The following is a 15,714-nucleotide window of genomic DNA, read 5'->3' on the forward strand; positions in this document are numbered from 1 at the left end:
ACTCGTCGACGCAGGCGGACTGCGGATCGAACGAGTCGTCACCTCAGGGATGTTTGCTCTCGACGGCGGCGAATGGGAAGTGCAGAACAACATCTACCTCATCGGTGACGACACCGACGTCGTCGTCATCGACGCCGCCCACACCGCCGCCCCGATCATCGACGCCGTCGCCGGACGACACGTCAACGCGGTGATCTGCACCCACGGGCACAATGACCACGTCACTGTCGCTCCCGAACTCGGACACGAGCTCCACGCCCCGATTCTGCTGCACCCCGGTGACGACGTCCTGTGGAAGCAGACCCACCCCGTCGTCGTCCATTGGACCCTCGACGACCACCAACGAATCGCCATCGCCGGCACCGACATTCACGTCATCCACACCCCCGGACACTCCCCCGGCTCGGTCTGCCTCTATCTCCCCGAGGTCGGTGTCCTGTTCTCCGGAGACACCCTCTTCTCCGGCGGCCCCGGTGCCACCGGAAGGTCGTACTCCGACTTCCCCACCATCATCGGATCCATCCGCGACCGTATCTTCGCCCTGCCTGAAGAGACCACCGTTCTGACTGGACACGGCAACAGCACCACCATCGGCACCGAATCACCCCACCTCGCCGATTGGATCGCCCGCGGATCCTGAACCATTGTTGGACCAGTGCAATCCCGTCCGGCGCTCCTGCACCGGGCGGGATTGCTACACGGCCTCCTCTAGCTCAGAGTGACGCGGATGGGAATCGATTCCCACGACCGCAATGTGTTGTTCAGGTGCCGTGTAGCCGGTGCAATGGGTTCGATGGTCTCGACGCGTGCAGCAATCGCCGTCAGGAGAGCCTCGGCTTCGAGTCGCGCGACGTGCTGGCCGACGCATTGGTGAATTCCCATTCCGTAGCCGACGTGTCCTGATGGGTTTCGCGATATGTCGAATACATCGGGATCTGCCCACCGGCGCGGGTCGCGGTTCGCAGAGCCTAGAAACATCAGTACCTTGCGTCCATCTGGAATGACCGTGCCCTCGATCTCTATGTCGGAGGTCGCAGTCCGAAAGAACGTCTGAACCGGTGACTCCCACCGCACGGCTTCGTCGAAGGCCGTCTTGGCCAGCGCCGAGGGATTTTCACGCAATCGCGCCCACTGAAGTGGATTGTTGGCGAAGGCATACAGGATTGCGGCCAATCCGTTGACCGTCGTGTCGACGCCCGCCGACAGCAGCGAACGCACGATCAGCGGGGCTTGCTCGTGCGTGATGTCCCCACGGTCGGCCGCCGCCCATATCTGCGCACCGAACCCATCCTCGGAAAGTACATCACGTGTGCATTGAGAATTGACCCAGCCCGACATTTCCACAACGCGAGGAGCGCCCCTCTCCACCAACGAATTCACAGGCCCGAAGGCATTGAACACATGATCTCCGTACGGCAGTAGGTTCTCTCGCCCGGAGTCCGGAATTCCGACTGCGTCGGGAAACACGCGTAGCGGGAATGCTGCGGCGAGTGCGCGCACAGCGTCGAATTCGGTGTGCTCGTCGAGAACCTGGTCGACGAGGATTTCCGCGTCGACCATCCAGGACGTGCGCAGCTTGGTCAGGGCCCGCGGCCCGAGGACCTTGCTGAGCACTGCGCGTGGAGCGTCGTGGTGCGGAGGGTCGGTCTCGAGTAGCAAACTCGGTGGTCGCCAGGGAGTTTCGTACCGGAAGTTGCTCAGCCCGACTCCCGCGGCGGACTGAAAGCCCTGCCAGTCGGTGAGTGCAGCATGAACTTGTTCGTAACGGCCCATCGCGAAGACGTCGTAACGGTCGAGGTAGACCACCGGTCCGGCATCGCGCAGAGCGGATTGGAACGGTAGCGGGTCGTGCAGCACGTCGAGTGCGAAGGGGTCGGCGTGGCTGACCGGTGCATCGATGGTCGGGACTGCAGTGCTCATGTGGGGTGTTCCTTGTATGTGGGAAGTGTCAGAGATCGAGGACGAGGCGGTCGGAGCAGGATCGGGACACGCAGATGAACATGCAGTCGGCGCTATCGCGTTCGGAATCGTCGAGGACCGAATCTCGGTGGTCGGGCTGCCCCGCCAATACCGTTGTCTCGCATGTTCCGCACGTACCCTCGCGGCAGGAGGACAGGACGTTGACGCCGGCCTTGTGAACAGCGTCGAGAACGCTGCCGTCAGGGGTCACAGTGACCACGAGGCCGGAACGAGCGAGTTCGAGCTCGAACGGATCGGTCCGCACCGGCGCGGACTGCGGTTTGGGAACGAAACGTTCCAGGCGCAACTTGCCCACCGGCCAGTCGGTGCAACCGGTTTCGACGGCCTCGAGGAGCGGTTCGGGGCCGCACACGTAGACCTTGGTGTCATCGGCGGCTGCGGATCTCAGAAAGGTCGGCAAATCGAGCAATCCGACCTCGTCCTGCGGGGCGAGCACCACACGGTCCCCGTAGACGTCAAGTTCGTCGAGAAAACCCATCGAGGTTCGAGTGCGGCCACCGTAGAGCAGGTTCCACTCGATACCCATCAACTCGGCCTGCGCGATCATCGGAATCAACGGCGTGATGCCGATGCCCCCAGCAATGAACAAGTACTTCGGGGCAGGAACCAAGGGAAAGTTATTCCGTGGGCCGCCTATCCCGATCGAATCACCGACCGCCAGTACGTCGTGGACGTAGACAGACCCACCTCGTCCGGCAGGTTCACGCAGGACACCGATGCGGTAGCTGCGCGGATCCCACCGATCCCCGCACAACGAATACTGACGGGTCACACCTGTCGGCAGAATCAGATCGATATGCGCGCCCGGTGCCCAATCCGGCAGACGCCTGCCGGTGGGATGACTCAATTTCAGCGCCATAACGCTTTGCGAGACAACCTCTTTCGCTGTCACTGTCAATGCGGAGTCAACATGTGTCTCGGCGCAGTCTCCGGCCGTGTCGACGTACGCGGTGCTCTCAGCCATTCTGCAGCTCCTCGATCTCGTGTGTAGATCGAGAATCACCCCTACGCCGCGGTACCCGCTACGGCATTCTCAACCATTGAGAGCATTTTTGTGTTGCCGGTCACGAACGCTCGGATGCGGAGGTAGACATCACGCGAGAGGCACCGCGACCCGCCGCTTGCAGGGCAGGTATCAGCGACCGCGCGGCGTCGTCGTTGGGGACGATGACCGACAACGCGGCAACGACCGTCTGATCGGAATTCCGCACCGGCACAGCAATTCCTGTGGTCTCGGGGTAGATGTGGCCGGCACAGAACGCGAAGCCCTGCCGCCGCACTTCAGCCAAGACGGTCCGAAGTTCCCGACTCGTGCGCAATGTCTGATCGGTGAATACCTTCAACGGTCCACTGATCGCGCGCTCTTGCTGCTCCTGCGGCGAATACGCCAACAAAACCAGGCCGGAGGACGACGCGTGTACCGGAAGCCGGCCGGCGATTCTCGAATAGTTCACCACCGCATCCGGTGCCGTGAGCCGCTCGACGAACAACACTTCGCCGCCCTCCATTACCCCCAACTGAGTATGCTGACCGATCACCGCGTGCAGATCCTCCATGAACGGCATTGCGGCCTGGCGCAACCCGACCGTCGGAGAAGCCCTGGACACGACTTCCCATAGCCGAACGCCGATGCGGAGATTTCTGCCCTCGCGCTCGAGCCAACCCGCGCCAACCAGTTCCTCGATCAACCGAGAAGCAGTTGCAATATGCAAGCCGGACCGCCGTGCGATGTCAGTAACGGTCAGTGTTCGATCATCGAGGGCGAAGGACTCGATCACTCGGACCCCACGAGCCAACACGGACTCACCAGTAGCAACTCGCGACACAGCGCCTCACCTCGCTTCTGGGGATACAGCCCACCCTAGCTTCTTCATATTGCGTAACTTCTTCGCTTCAGCAGATCACGCAACGTACACTGAAAACGGCATTTACCAGTTTCACGGTGGTGACGGTAGCGAAATTCGCTGCCTCCCGTACGCGGGATCATGGTCGAGGGCACATCGCCGGGGCAGCGTCGGACCCCGGTCTCGACGTCCCCTTCGCGCCGCGTCTCGAATATTTCGAATCGACACCTATCAAAGGCCACCGACTGTTGAACATGTCAAGTCCAAGGTCGTTGCCGTCGCACCCGCCGTTGCGTGGGACTGTTCCGGGAACGCCGGCAATGCGCGTTGGTGCCCGAGAAGTACAGTGCCAGCATGACTTTCTCGCTGACGGGCCGGGTCGAATGGGTGGACACCGATGCCGCAGGCATCTACCACAACAGCACAGTCATCCGGTTCGTCGGCTATTTCCCGGTAGCCCACGAGTGCGGTACGAAGTCGATTTCCACGCACCGCTGCATTTCGGACAGGAAGTTACGACGGACCTCGATATCGCGCACCTGGGGTCGTCGTCGATGCGATTCGAGTTCTCGATCTGGGGTGAGGCGTTCGAGGGACGAGAGCGACAACTGGCAGCGCAGGGCGCATTCCGTTCGACCCCAAGCGGCTGATTCAGCGGGCGCCGGGTGCCTCTGTCTCGACAACCGGTGATCACTTCCGGTCATTGGGGCTCTGCCTGCTCTAGGTCAAGTTCTTACTACGACTGCACACCGGCAACGCAAGGCAGTTGGCCCACCGTCGCCAGCTCTGGGTCGCCCCTTTACGCTGACCTACGTTCGCGTATCGAATCGCTCTCCATTTTCCGTGAACGTACTCATTACTGAGAGCGGCCTTGTCTTCTGCGCCCACGTTCGTGCCTACGCCGACTAACCGCCAGTGCGCGTTGCTGTGGCAAAGTCCATCCGAATTTCACCGCGCACAATCGAACAGTGGTTGTCACCACTGCGCACGCGATTGCACCTGGGACGACTGAACCTCCTACACCGACGACCAGCAGTAAAGCGACGGTTCCCGACAACGCCGCGACGGCGTACAGAGAACCTACTTGCATCAATGCGATCGGCAATCCGAGAAAGACGTCGCGCAGTGCTGATCCCCCCACGGCCGCGGCAACGCCGATGAAGATGGACGGGACAACGGGCAATCCGTTTCCAAGAGCCTTGGTCATGCCGATTGCCGCGTAAAGCCCCACGGTCATCGCGTCGAGCGCAATGACTACCCCGTCGATCTTCGAGAACATGCGTTCCAAAAGCATGCCGCCCAGGGCTGCCACGAGCGCACTGGTCAGGTACCAGTTGTTCGTCAGCGCAGCCATGGTCGAGTTAAGGAAGCCATCACGTATCAGGCTGCCGCCGAGTCCAGTGAATGTGCCGACCAGCACTATGCCGAGTAGGTCGATCCGTCGGTCATGGAATTTGGCGGCGAACATCGCGCCTTGGAGAGCCCCGATCGATACTGCTGCGAGGTCAGCCCAGAGTGGGATGGAAAACTGCTCGATATTCAAAGAATCTCCCTGGGTGAGACTCGCGCCTCGGCTCAGTTGCTTCGCAGGAACGTGCAATTGCGGGCTACGCGAGACAGCTCGCGAAGTCCGCAGGGTGCTGAACTGATTTGCGTGCAGCCAGTTCGATACAACTCGCCCGCGTCGGAGCAGTCAAAAAGTAGTTAGCGCTGACAAATCGAGAGCAAGTCTTCGTCAAAGAGGCCGAGATGTACGTCCATGCACACGTGCCCGGCGTCGCTCGCATCGGTGAGGCACTTCTGACCGTGTCCTCACCAACCCGTGGTGAGGACACGGTCCAGGGAGTCGACGAAATAGTCAACCGACTCCCGCGAGACACACAGGGGAGGCTTGATTTTCAGTACGTTCTGGTAGTCCCCGGTGGGTTGCATGATGACGCCCAGCTCGAGGAGGCGATCGCAGATGGCCTCTGTCTCTTCGGTTGCGGGCTCCAAAGTGGTTCGGTCGCGTACGAATTCGAGGCCAAGGTACAGGCCGGAGCCGTGTACGATGCCTACGACGGGGTGCTTGTCGGCAAGCGACTCCAGCCTCGATTTCAGGTGTCCGCCGACCACGCTCGCGTTGAGCTGCAGGCCCTCTTGCTCGATGATGTCGAGGACCGCGAGACCGATCACGGAGGAGAGCGGTGACCCGCCTGTCGAGGAGAAGAAGTATCCCCCTTCGCGGTAGCGATCAGCAATCTCGCGACGTGTGATGACGGCACCGATCGGTTGTCCGCTCCCGATGGATTTGGCCACGGCAACCACGTCGGGGACTGCTTGTTGCTGCTGAAAACCCCAGAACCAGTCTCCGAGCCGTCCATAACCCACCTGCACTTCGTCGGAGATCACCACGCCGCCGTGCCTGCGCACGGCCGCGTAGACCTGCTGAAGGTAACCGTCGGGTAGCGCGACCCCGCCGGCGTTGCCGAAGTACGGCTCGCAGATGAATCCAGCGGGGGGTGTTCCGGCTGCGGTGAGGTCATCGATGACCTGAACGGCCTCAGGGGCGTAGCGGGCAGCATCGGAACCCCGGTGGACTCCGCGGTAGGAATTAGCCGCGTCGACGGTGTGAACCCAACCGGGTCGGGTTGCCAGCGCGTTGGGGTTGTCGGCGACGGACGTCGAGACGGCGTCGCTGGCGTAGGTCCACCCGTGGTATGCCTCCCGCATCGCGACCATGTCCGTGCGCCCCGTGGCCGCCATCGCCACTCGAATGGCGAGATCCGTTGCTTCCGAACCGGAGTTGACAAAGAATACGGTGTCCAGCTCCTCGGGGAGAGTTGCGGAGATACGTTCAGCGAATTCGGTGATGGCCCGATAGTTGAAGCGCGAGTTGGTATTCAACAGGCGAAGCTGTCGATGTGCTGCCTCGGCGATTTTCGGGTGAGCGTGCCCGACCGAGGCGACATTGTTTACCATGTCGAGGTACACGCGCCCGTCTGTGTCGACGAGGTATTCGCGCCAGCCGCGTTCGATGCGGGGGGGACGGGCGTAGTAATACTCCTGCACCTCCGCGACCACGCATTCGCGGCGTTCGAGGGTGTCGTCGTCCTGTTCGGCGTTCGCAGCGGGCATCCCGACAATGGGCGAAGGATCGCCGGCCAGAGCGCGCCACCCGTCTGCGTACCTGGACTCGACTCGGAGTGGTACCGCGCCCGCATCGATCCGGGTGAACTGGATGTCGATCGGTGTGTGTGCGGGAAGCAGACCTCGTTCCGCAGCCGAATCCTCGATGCCGGTGAAGTGGACGATGTGTTGGTCCGTGGAGAGGCTCACCCCGTGATCGACGAGGCTGAGGCAGCCACCGGAAGGAACAACGATCGCCGTGTCGTGCGCGAGCCACAGGGTGAGTGCAGTGGGCACGGTCGCGGGTGCGAAGGGTGTGCGGGACGGGGCACCGGTCAGTTGTGCGGACCACGCCGGGGCCACCACTGAGGATGCTCCTGCATTCAGGGCGGCCAGCGCGGCGTCGGTGAGCGTGTTCGGGTGGAGCCAGCGTCCCTCGTCGTTGAGCGGCGAAGTGGTTGCGGCATCGAGAACCTCGGTGGTGCCGAGGTTACGCAGGAGTGGCGCTTTGTCCCATACGGGGTGTGCGCGGGGTGCGAAACCCAGTGCATGACGGGTTATTTGGCCCATGACCTCGAAGGGGATCGACGCTGCTTGCTCGAGGATGCGGAACTCGCGATCGAGTGCTGCGTCGGCGTAGGAGTTTTCGGCATCGAGGCGAACTTGCTGCCGGCCGCTGAGAACCAGAACCACCCCGCGCAGCGCAACGAGAGGCCACAGTGCGTCGATCTCGTTCTCGTCGAGCGGGCGAATTCCGTGAAAGGCCTGGATCGCCGGCAGGGCATGCGCAGGAGTGAACCCGTCATGGTGCAGAAGCGACGAGACCGTGACCGCAATCTCGTTCACCGCCCACGACTGCGCGACGTCGCCGAAATCGATTACGGCGTCCGGCAATGCGCCCGGGGTTCGGTCCGCGATCACGTTGTCGTCCGTGATGTCGAAATGACCGAGCTGAACGGGCAATCGCGACGAGATAGGCCTCAGGATTTCTGCGGCCGAGGCGGTGACCGACGAGGCGATGTCGTAAACATCGGCATCGGACTCGTCCGGCAGCAGTGCCGCGATCACACGACTGGCGTAGCGGAGGTCCCACTGCAGCTTGCGCGATTGCGCCGGGTGCTGGACGTCGGCCAGCGCGGAGCTGATCTTACCTGCGAGCTCGCCCATTCGGGTGACCGTCGAAGGGGAAAGGTAACCCGAACCCATCAAGGTCGAGCCCGCGATGAACTCGATGACGCGGCCGTGGACCCTGCCCCGAGACGTGTTCAGCCACGCGGACATCGGCCCTCGTGGCCCGTCGACCACGCGCGGGGTGTGCACTGTCGGTTCCCGATCGGCAACGGTGGCGGCCGCGAGGTCTTGCAACTCGATCTCGGTCTCACTGAATACGGGGTTCGACAATTTGAGAACCCCGATGGGAGAGGCATCCTCGTCGTGCAGCAGGAAGTTCTGATCCTGCTGACTTCCCAGCTCGGTGAGCGTGCACTGCAGCCCGAACGTTTCTCGGAGGAGTTGGACGACTTCGTCCGGCCCGAGGGCCGGCGTAGGGAGTCCTGGGTGAGCAAAGAAGTCGAACACTGTGTCAGCCATGGTTTTCGATCCGTTATCTGTCGTCGAATGCGTTCGAGGGGTAATCAGGGGTCGAATACGGCAACATGCACCGAATTCGTGCGATCGAGAGCACGTCCACAAGCGGCCGCTCCGGGCCTGGAAAGTGGCGGCACCGAGCGAGAACGGTCTGAGGTGACCACTACTCGCTCTCGGTGAAGTCCATGGCGGGCGGTTGGCGGCGGAATCCCCTGGTCAATATCGCTAGATAGATGACACCGACCACCATCCAGGACACTCCGACCGCGTACGTGGTGGTGGTCAGCGAGGTCCACAACCACACCGTGAGGAGGAATCCCACTGTAGGTACCAGTCCGTAACGCAACCACTCGCCTGCAGTCGGTGCCGTACGACCGCCCTTGGGGAACAGATGTGTGCGAACGACCGAGAGGTTCACCATCGAGAATGCGGCGAGGGCACCGTACGAGATCAGGGTCGCGACAACTTCGAGAGTGAGCACGAGGGCGAGCAGCGAGATCACCGACACCACAACAGCAGCCACCCACGGGGTACGGAAACGTGTGTGCAGCCGTGCGAATCCTCGAGGCAGGACCCCGTCGCGACCCATGGCGTAAAGGATGCGCGAGACACTGACCTGTGTTGTCATCCCTGAGCCGAAAGCGCCGACCACGTACACCGCCACGAAGAACGACGTGAGCAGGGTGCCTCCGACAGATGCCATCAAGTCGACGCCGGCCGAGTCTAGCCTGGAGAACGCCCTCCAGTCGGGGTAGACCAGTGCGCCGAGCCACGACACCACGATGAAGATGGCCCCGCCGATCAGTGTCGTGAGCAGTATGGCGCGAGGGATGTCGCGTCGGGGACTCTTGGCCTCCTCGGAAAGCGTCGAAACTGCGTCGAAACCGAGGAATGACAGCGCTAGGACAGCAGCGCCGGCGAAGATCGGCCCGAGTCCGCCGGAGCCTGGCAAGAACGGCTCGATCAAACCAGGTGTTGTAGAAGAGGGATCGGTCGTCAGCTGCTTCAGGGCAAGGGTCGCGAACACGACCACAAGCAGCATCGAAAGCCCCACGACGCCCACGTTGAGTCGTTCCACCATCTTGATGCCGAGCACGTTGAACAGCAGTACCAGCAGCAGCGCGGCAAGGACGAACACCCGAGCCGGCACGTCGGGGAACTGAGTATTGAGGTAGATCCCGATCAGTAGGAAGTTGATCATCGGGAGGAAGAGGTAATCCAGCAGGAGCGTCCACCCCGTGAGGAACCCCACGTGCCCGCCGAATGCCCGCTGGCTGTAGGAGTACGCCGAGCCCGACACCGGGTAGCGGCGGGCCATCGCCCCATAGCTCAGTGCCGTGAAGAGCATTGCCACGAGGGCCACCAGGTAGGACGCCGGCAAGTGGTTGTCCGTTCTCTCGGTCACGATGCCGTAGGTGGTGAATACGGTTACCGGGGCGAGGTAGGTCAGCCCGAACAGCACCAGGGCCATCGGGCCGAGCACACGCTCGAGGCGCGACTCGTCAGTGGCTGCGGAGGTAATCACGGTCATGCCTCGTCTCGTCGGGTACTGCGCTGGGAGTTGGGTGTTCGCCGTTCTCCTGCGATCCACGTGCCGAGCACCGTCACCTCGTCGAGACGGTGCGGGTCGAGACGTCGGGGGTCACGGTCGAGCCACACCAGGTCGGGTCGATCGCCCACCTGGAGTGGATTTCGTCCGTCGTCGGCGAACGCCTGATACGCCACCCCGGCCGAGTACGCGACAAGGGCGTCGTCGAGAGGGATGCGCTCAGCAGGGGTCCACCCCCCGGCCGGCATTCGGTCGGCGGTCTGCCGCGTGACCGCGGTGGCGACGCCGGGCCGCCAGTCGAGAGAGGTCACAGGCCAGTCGCTACCGAAAGAGATGCGGGCGTTCTGCAGCAGAGTTCTGATCGGGTATTGGGAGCCCCCGCGCACGGGCCCTAGCCGCGGGAGGGTCAGATCGACCATTGGAGGATCGAGCTGGGCCCACAGCGGCTCGAAGTTGGCGATCACCCCGAGACCGGCGAACCGGTCGAGGTCGGCCTGTGCTGCGAGTTGCACGTGGGCAATCACCGGACGGCGGTCACGTGGGCCGTTGGCGACCTCTACCGCCTCGACCACGTCGAGAGCGGTGCGGCAGGCTGCGTCGCCGATAGCGTGCAAGTGCAGCTGGAAGCCGAGTCGATCGAATGCGATTGCCGCTTCGGCGAGTTCATCCTCACGCCAATTCGGCAGCCCGGTGTCACCTGATGCATCGGTGTACGGCTCAAGCATCGCGGCCGTGTGGTTCTCCACCACGCCGTCGACGAACACCTTGACAGTCGATGCTGTGAGAAGGGGATCGCCGAGGGCCTGCACGCGCGTACGTATCGCTGAGAACTCTTCTGTTTGCTCGCGCCACCGCAACGGGTCTGCCCGGAGAGCGAGGTTCACTCGCGTGGACAGCAGCCCGAGGCGCGACGCCTCCAAATATGCCGTAGCGTCCGCCGACTCGACCCAGGCGTCCTGCACCCAGGCCACGCCGAGCGAGGCGTACTCCGCTGTTGCAAGTGCGATCGCATCCACTCGTTCTTCGTTGGTCCGTCCGGGCTCGACGTGGGCCAGTAGGTCAGCAGCGCCCTGCTCCTGCAGTACGCCCAGGGGCGTTCCATCGTCTCGGCGAGGGATGCGCCCGAGTGTCGGCTCGGGCGTCTCAGCAGTGATACCGGCGCGGTCGAGTGCCTCAGAGTTGAGCCAAAGCGTGTGGTAATCCCATGCGCGTAGCACCACGGCGCGACCGGGGGCGGCGTCGTCGAGCCAGCGCGCGTCGAAGAGTCCATCCGGAGCGATGGTTGCGTCGTAACTCGCGCCGTAGATCCAATCCTGATCGGGGTGCTCGTCGGCCCATGCCTTCACCTCCGCCACGATTTCGGCCACGCTTGCGCAGGCGCGGAGCTGTGGACCGAGGCGCTCGAGTCCGCCCTGCACGGGATGCGCGTGCCCGTCACCGAACGCCGGTGCAAGGATCCCGCCGGCCAGATCGACCACGTCGTCTGCCGACTCTTGCAGGCTCTCTGCGGCGCTTCCGACCGCAAGCACCCGGCCGTCCTCGAGCGCAAGAGCGCACTGCTCTAGCGAGTCGTTGCCGTAGCCGGCGAGCACTTTTCCGTTGATCAGGACGGTGAGGGGCATTACAACTCCATATGCGGTGGGGTGAGATCGATGGCATAAGTGAACGATATTCACTTATGTTGGTCAGATAGTAGGGTCTGTATGTGCCCAAAGGGAAGAGCGCGAGAGAAATTGGTCAATCAACCCGCGGAATGGGACGCCCCACCACCACCGTCCTCACTCGCCCGCTGATCGCGGAGGCCGCTCTCAAATTGCTCGACGCCAGCGGCGCAGAGGGTTTCACGATGTCGCGACTCGCCAAGGCCCTCGGCGTCCGGCCGAGCGCGCTCTACAAGCACTTCCGCGGCAAGGAGGAGGTGATCGCGGGCGTCCGCGAACTCGTAAGCGATCGCATCGACGTGAGCGCTTTTGCCACCCAGCCCTGGCAGATTGCACTACACGCATGGGCCCAGTCGTACCGCGTGGCCTTCGCGAAGCACCCTCCGACAATCGCACTGCTTGCCACCATGCCCATCACCGGAGCCCACCGCACCCTTGCTATGTACGACATTGTGGTCGCCGCCATGGTGCGGGCCGGGTGGCCGGAGCACGAGGTGCTTCCTGTGATCGTGGCCGTGGAATCGTTCGTACTCGGTTCGGCGCTGGACGCCGTAGCCCCACCCGACATGCTCGACCCCAGTGGCACCGAGAGCGCGGTGCCTGCATTTGCCTCGGCGTACTGGGCACGCGACGCCACGCTGGGAACTGCCTCGCCGGCCGACGCCGCCTTCGCTTTGGGCCTCAGAGCGCTCATGATTGGGCTGCAAGACCTGTTCGACGAGCTGACCGGGTCCGGCGGTTCCGAATCCGCGGGCTCCTGACCACGTTTGCTAGGCGGAGCGACCGACGTAGGCACATTCGCGGACTACCCGACCTAACTGAACCGCGGATTCCGAAGATCAACAACGGAAGTTGCATTCGCTGCCGGCCACGCCGCTGCTGACCACCACGACGTAATCGAAGCCGACTTCCCTGGAGTGCGGCGACCAGATCGGACAGCTACAAAATTTCGCGAGTACGCACGGCGGTGGATCAAGTCAGCCGGCAGTCAACTTCGCGTGATGGCTTCTTCGGCTGGTTTCGGCCGCCTCTCCCGAAATGACCTCGCTCAACAAGTTGACGGACTCATGTCCGAACTCGCGTGGACGCAGATCCACCGCGTGAATGTGTGGATTGACGAGCTCGGTGGTTGGGTCGCCCGAAAGAGAGCCGAGATGGAAATCATCTGCCAGAGACAGTCCCAACGACTGCAGTACAGGTGCGGCGCGACCCGCAACGCCCGTAGCGACGGAGATCAACCCATCGGCGGTGCCATGGCTGACGATGTCCCGCACCGCTTGCGACAGTTGTCGATCGGTAGGAGTCACTGATAGGGCGAACTGGATGGGCTCGATGTTGCGCTCGGAGCACCAGTCGACGTAAGCGCGAGATACGTCGACGGTGTAAGCAGAACTGAAATTCTCGTCCGATCCAAGAAGTACCGGTCTGTGTCCCCCTGCAGCGCGAATTGCGTCGAGGAGAGTGGTGGCCATGGTGTAGTGATCTACCTCGATCACAGCGAGAGCGCGGCCCTCCGGGGCACCGAGCATCCGTCCGGCAGTCACCACCGGGAGGTCGGACGCCAACAACGACTCGAGAACAGGATCTCCAGCAAGCGCATCGATGGCGATCAGCCCGTCGACTCGAGGCGGCGCGACACGAATCGCGTTGCTGTGCGCTCGGCCTATCAGGGTTAAATCGAGATCTTGGAGCGCGGATTCATCCGCAGCCCCGAAAGCGAAGTCCATGTAGAAAGACAAGTTACGAACGTGCCCAGGAATGTACAGACCAAGCGCGCCGGTTCGGCTTCGACGCAGTAGACGAGCGGCCCTGTTGGAAACATATCCCATGCGCTGTGCGGCCAGGAGCGTTTTCTGACGAGTCGCCTCGGACACGCGCCCTGAGCCCATCAGGGCATCGGACACCGTAGTCTTCGACATCCCGAGCTCGCGCGCAATATCAACGATGGTCACCGCGGTCTTCGGCATACCCCAGTGTAGGCAGAACGGGGTGTGCAGCGACGCACCCTCACCGTGCAACGACCGCCACCGTACCTGCCGCCCGATTCCCCGCCGATCGCTCACCCACTTGACGACGCGAGTGATGTGGATCATGCTCATGCGATGCCGGAACGTTCCGGCAACATTCTGGGCCCTCCCCCCACGACTCTGGAGAACAGACACTATGTCCATTCCCGTAACCCACGTCGGCCCAGGCCGACGGACGAAATGGCTGGCCTCGCTGGTGGCGGCCGATGCGATTCTGCTGCTCTTTCCGCCCATCCACTGGGTGGCGGGATCCCACGGAGCCGGGGCCTCCATCGGATACTTCGTCGGATCGAGTCTGGCCGTCATGGCGTCTCTGTTCGTCATGGTCCGTTTGGACGACGACAAGACGGGTGAACAACAGTGAATATGCTGATCGGCTACGGCGGCGTTGCCCTGTTCTTCCTTCTGGTAATCGCAGTTTTGGAGAAGACCAAACAACAGGATGCCACGTTCAGCACCTATGCCACCGCGGGTCGTTCTTTCGGATCTTTCTACAGCACAATGGCTTTCGTGAATACGTGGCTACCCGGGACGATCTTCATCGCATTCGCGGGTCTGGCGGCCGAATCCGGTGTGATCGGTTTCTACTACGTTCCCTATTCGATCATGGCTGCGGTCTTGATGTTCTGGTTCGCGAAGCCGGTCAACAGGTGGGGTAAACGCTTCGACTTGCGCACGCAGGCCGATCTCATCGGGTTGCGCTACAACTCCAAGCCTGTTCGCATGATCGCCGCCATCATCGGCATAATCGCATCGTTCCCCTGGGTGATCTTGGGCATGCAATCGTTGGGTCTCGTCTTCACTTACCTCTCGTTCGGCACAGTCAGCGGAGTTACCGCTGTCGTCATCGGAATCGTGATCATCGGTGTTCGTCAAGTGTGGACCGTCCGCTTCGGAATGCGCGGCGTTGTCATCAGCGACATGGTCCAGGGAATTTTCGCCTACTTCATCGGCACGGCAGTTATTCTCGGAATTCTGGTATGGCTCCTCATGAACGGTCATGGCTTCGATCAGGTCGATCCGGAGTTCTTCACGATCCCGGGTCCCGGCAGCGCATCGGGTCCGATGTATCTCATGTCCTTGGTTCTGACAGGTGCGATCGGTGGTTGGTGCTGGCCGGACATCTTCGTGCGCCTCTTCACGGCCCGAAGCACGTCGACCATCAAGCGTTCGGCCGCCCAGGCAGCCCCGATACTGCTGGTCTTCGGAACTGCCCTCACGCTCCTGTCCATCCTGGCGTCCTCCATGCCCGAGGTGGCCGCGGCACCGGACAACGTCTGGTTCATCGCCGCCGGAGTGGGCGGTGTAGGGCTGGTGACCATTGCCGGCATCTGCGTCGTCGCTGCGACCATGGGCAACGTCGGAGCCAACCTGCAAGCCCTGGGCACCATGACTGCCAACGACATCATCGGCGCGGCGCGACAGGAGCGCGTGACAGACGCGAAGATCGGAAGGGTTGCCGTTCTCGTCCTGACCGTTCTCGCCGCCGGCGGAGCCTTTGCCACCGTGAACATTTCGACCGGTCTGATCACGCTCGCACTAGTTTCCTACCAGGGAATTTGCCAACTGGCACCGACCCTGTTCTTGGGTATTTTCTGGAAACGAGGGAACGCAGCCGGAGCAATTTCCGGAATGATCGGCGGGTTCGCCACCGCGGCAATCCTGCAGCTCTTCTACCCGACGTCTATCCCTTGGCTCGGTGGCCTCACGTCAGGCGTGGCTGCCCTGATCATCAATGTTTTGCTCTATGTCAGCTGTGCTTACGCTTTTCCAGCATCACCTCGAGAACGGTCACGAGTGAACGAACTGTTCGCGCATTTGCACGAGCCCGAAAGCGAATCACCCGACCGCGTCGTCGACATCGACCCGATCGGAACCAGAATTCCATGAAAAAACGACCCACGATTCCTGCCCTGAATCCACACGACCTACACATCCCGGAAGACGGCGCTGACACC

General features: G+C 62.4%; 13 protein-coding genes. 5 read left to right on the forward strand and 8 right to left on the reverse strand.

The window, feature by feature from the left end:
- Window positions 1–49: 49 nt before the first annotated feature.
- Window positions 50–640 (forward strand): MBL fold metallo-hydrolase, encoded by a 591-nt coding sequence (locus tag ACQR3T_RS23790; RefSeq protein WP_428695236.1) that lies wholly within the window; start codon window positions 50–52, stop codon window positions 638–640.
- 68 nt (window positions 641–708) lie between these two features.
- On the opposite strand, the gene ACQR3T_RS23795 is transcribed toward ACQR3T_RS23790, so the two are convergent.
- From ACQR3T_RS23795 to ACQR3T_RS23805, 3 genes are all read right to left on the reverse strand, one after another.
- The gene (locus ACQR3T_RS23795; RefSeq protein WP_428695051.1) at window positions 709–1,920 is read right to left on the reverse strand and encodes a cytochrome P450; all 1,212 of its coding nucleotides are present in this window, start codon (window positions 1,918–1,920) and stop codon (window positions 709–711) included.
- Window positions 1,921–1,948: 28 nt separating this feature from the next.
- Entirely contained in the window at window positions 1,949–2,944 is a 996-nt protein-coding gene (locus ACQR3T_RS23800) for a PDR/VanB family oxidoreductase (RefSeq protein WP_428695052.1), read from the reverse strand.
- A gap of 100 nt (window positions 2,945–3,044) precedes the next feature.
- Window positions 3,045–3,806 (reverse strand): IclR family transcriptional regulator, encoded by a 762-nt coding sequence (locus ACQR3T_RS23805; RefSeq protein ID WP_428695053.1) that lies wholly within the window; start codon window positions 3,804–3,806, stop codon window positions 3,045–3,047.
- A gap of 482 nt (window positions 3,807–4,288) precedes the next feature.
- Here ACQR3T_RS23805 and ACQR3T_RS23810 point away from each other — a divergent pair, with 482 nt between their 5' ends.
- Window positions 4,289–4,474, forward strand: coding sequence for a hotdog domain-containing protein (locus tag ACQR3T_RS23810; RefSeq protein ID WP_428695054.1), 186 nt, complete (start codon window positions 4,289–4,291; stop codon window positions 4,472–4,474).
- A gap of 206 nt (window positions 4,475–4,680) precedes the next feature.
- Here ACQR3T_RS23810 and ACQR3T_RS23815 read toward each other — a convergent pair whose 3' ends face one another.
- From ACQR3T_RS23815 to ACQR3T_RS23830, 4 genes are all read right to left on the reverse strand, one after another.
- Window positions 4,681–5,367 (reverse strand): trimeric intracellular cation channel family protein, encoded by a 687-nt coding sequence (locus tag ACQR3T_RS23815; protein WP_428695055.1) that lies wholly within the window; start codon window positions 5,365–5,367, stop codon window positions 4,681–4,683.
- 269 nt (window positions 5,368–5,636) lie between these two features.
- Window positions 5,637–8,522 (reverse strand): aminotransferase, encoded by a 2,886-nt coding sequence (locus ACQR3T_RS23820; protein WP_428695056.1) that lies wholly within the window; start codon window positions 8,520–8,522, stop codon window positions 5,637–5,639.
- 160 nt (window positions 8,523–8,682) lie between these two features.
- Window positions 8,683–10,050 carry an APC family permease gene (locus ACQR3T_RS23825; protein ID WP_428695057.1) on the reverse strand — a complete coding sequence of 456 codons (1,368 nt, stop codon included), beginning with the start codon at window positions 10,048–10,050 and terminating at the stop codon, window positions 8,683–8,685.
- Window positions 10,047–11,690, reverse strand: a complete 1,644-nt coding sequence (locus tag ACQR3T_RS23830) for an amidohydrolase (RefSeq protein ID WP_428695058.1) — start codon at window positions 11,688–11,690, stop codon at window positions 10,047–10,049. The genes ACQR3T_RS23825 and ACQR3T_RS23830 overlap by 4 nt, the downstream gene beginning before the upstream one ends.
- Before the next feature lie 131 nt (window positions 11,691–11,821).
- Here ACQR3T_RS23830 and ACQR3T_RS23835 point away from each other — a divergent pair, with 131 nt between their 5' ends.
- Complete coding sequence (locus ACQR3T_RS23835) at window positions 11,822–12,490, forward strand: TetR/AcrR family transcriptional regulator (RefSeq protein ID WP_428695059.1); 669 nt, start codon at window positions 11,822–11,824, stop codon at window positions 12,488–12,490.
- A gap of 216 nt (window positions 12,491–12,706) precedes the next feature.
- Here the strand turns inward: ACQR3T_RS23835 and ACQR3T_RS23840 are convergent, their stop codons facing one another.
- Window positions 12,707–13,828 carry a LacI family DNA-binding transcriptional regulator gene (locus ACQR3T_RS23840; protein WP_428695060.1) on the reverse strand — a complete coding sequence of 374 codons (1,122 nt, stop codon included), beginning with the start codon at window positions 13,826–13,828 and terminating at the stop codon, window positions 12,707–12,709.
- Between the two features lie 64 nt (window positions 13,829–13,892).
- Between ACQR3T_RS23840 and ACQR3T_RS23845 the strand changes: the two genes are divergently transcribed.
- On the forward strand, window positions 13,893–14,120 hold the full coding sequence (locus ACQR3T_RS23845) for a hypothetical protein (protein WP_428695061.1): 228 nt from the start codon (window positions 13,893–13,895) through the stop codon (window positions 14,118–14,120).
- A 2-nt stretch (window positions 14,121–14,122) separates the two neighbouring features.
- Complete coding sequence (locus ACQR3T_RS23850; RefSeq protein WP_428695237.1) at window positions 14,123–15,646, forward strand: sodium:solute symporter family protein; 1,524 nt, start codon at window positions 14,123–14,125, stop codon at window positions 15,644–15,646.
- The last annotated feature ends 68 nt before the right edge of the window (window positions 15,647–15,714 follow it).

Origin of the sequence: Rhodococcus sp. IEGM1428, from assembly GCF_050321865.1 — a bacterium.
GTDB lineage: Bacteria > Actinomycetota > Actinomycetes > Mycobacteriales > Mycobacteriaceae > Rhodococcoides.

Coding starts and splice junctions, on each gene's coding strand:
- ACQR3T_RS23830 (WP_428695058.1), bottom strand. CDS start 11,690: ATGCCCCTCACCGTCCTGATCAACGGAAAAGTGCTCGCCGGCTACGGC.
- ACQR3T_RS23845 (WP_428695061.1), top strand. CDS start 13,893: ATGTCCATTCCCGTAACCCACGTCGGCCCAGGCCGACGGACGAAATGG.
- ACQR3T_RS23800 (WP_428695052.1), bottom strand. CDS start 2,944: ATGGCTGAGAGCACCGCGTACGTCGACACGGCCGGAGACTGCGCCGAG.
- ACQR3T_RS23825 (WP_428695057.1), bottom strand. CDS start 10,050: ATGACCGTGATTACCTCCGCAGCCACTGACGAGTCGCGCCTCGAGCGT.
- ACQR3T_RS23850 (WP_428695237.1), top strand. CDS start 14,123: ATGCTGATCGGCTACGGCGGCGTTGCCCTGTTCTTCCTTCTGGTAATC.
- ACQR3T_RS23790 (WP_428695236.1), top strand. CDS start 50: ATGTTTGCTCTCGACGGCGGCGAATGGGAAGTGCAGAACAACATCTAC.
- ACQR3T_RS23820 (WP_428695056.1), bottom strand. CDS start 8,522: ATGGCTGACACAGTGTTCGACTTCTTTGCTCACCCAGGACTCCCTACG.
- ACQR3T_RS23835 (WP_428695059.1), top strand. CDS start 11,822: ATGGGACGCCCCACCACCACCGTCCTCACTCGCCCGCTGATCGCGGAG.
- ACQR3T_RS23795 (WP_428695051.1), bottom strand. CDS start 1,920: ATGAGCACTGCAGTCCCGACCATCGATGCACCGGTCAGCCACGCCGAC.
- ACQR3T_RS23840 (WP_428695060.1), bottom strand. CDS start 13,828: ATGAGCATGATCCACATCACTCGCGTCGTCAAGTGGGTGAGCGATCGG.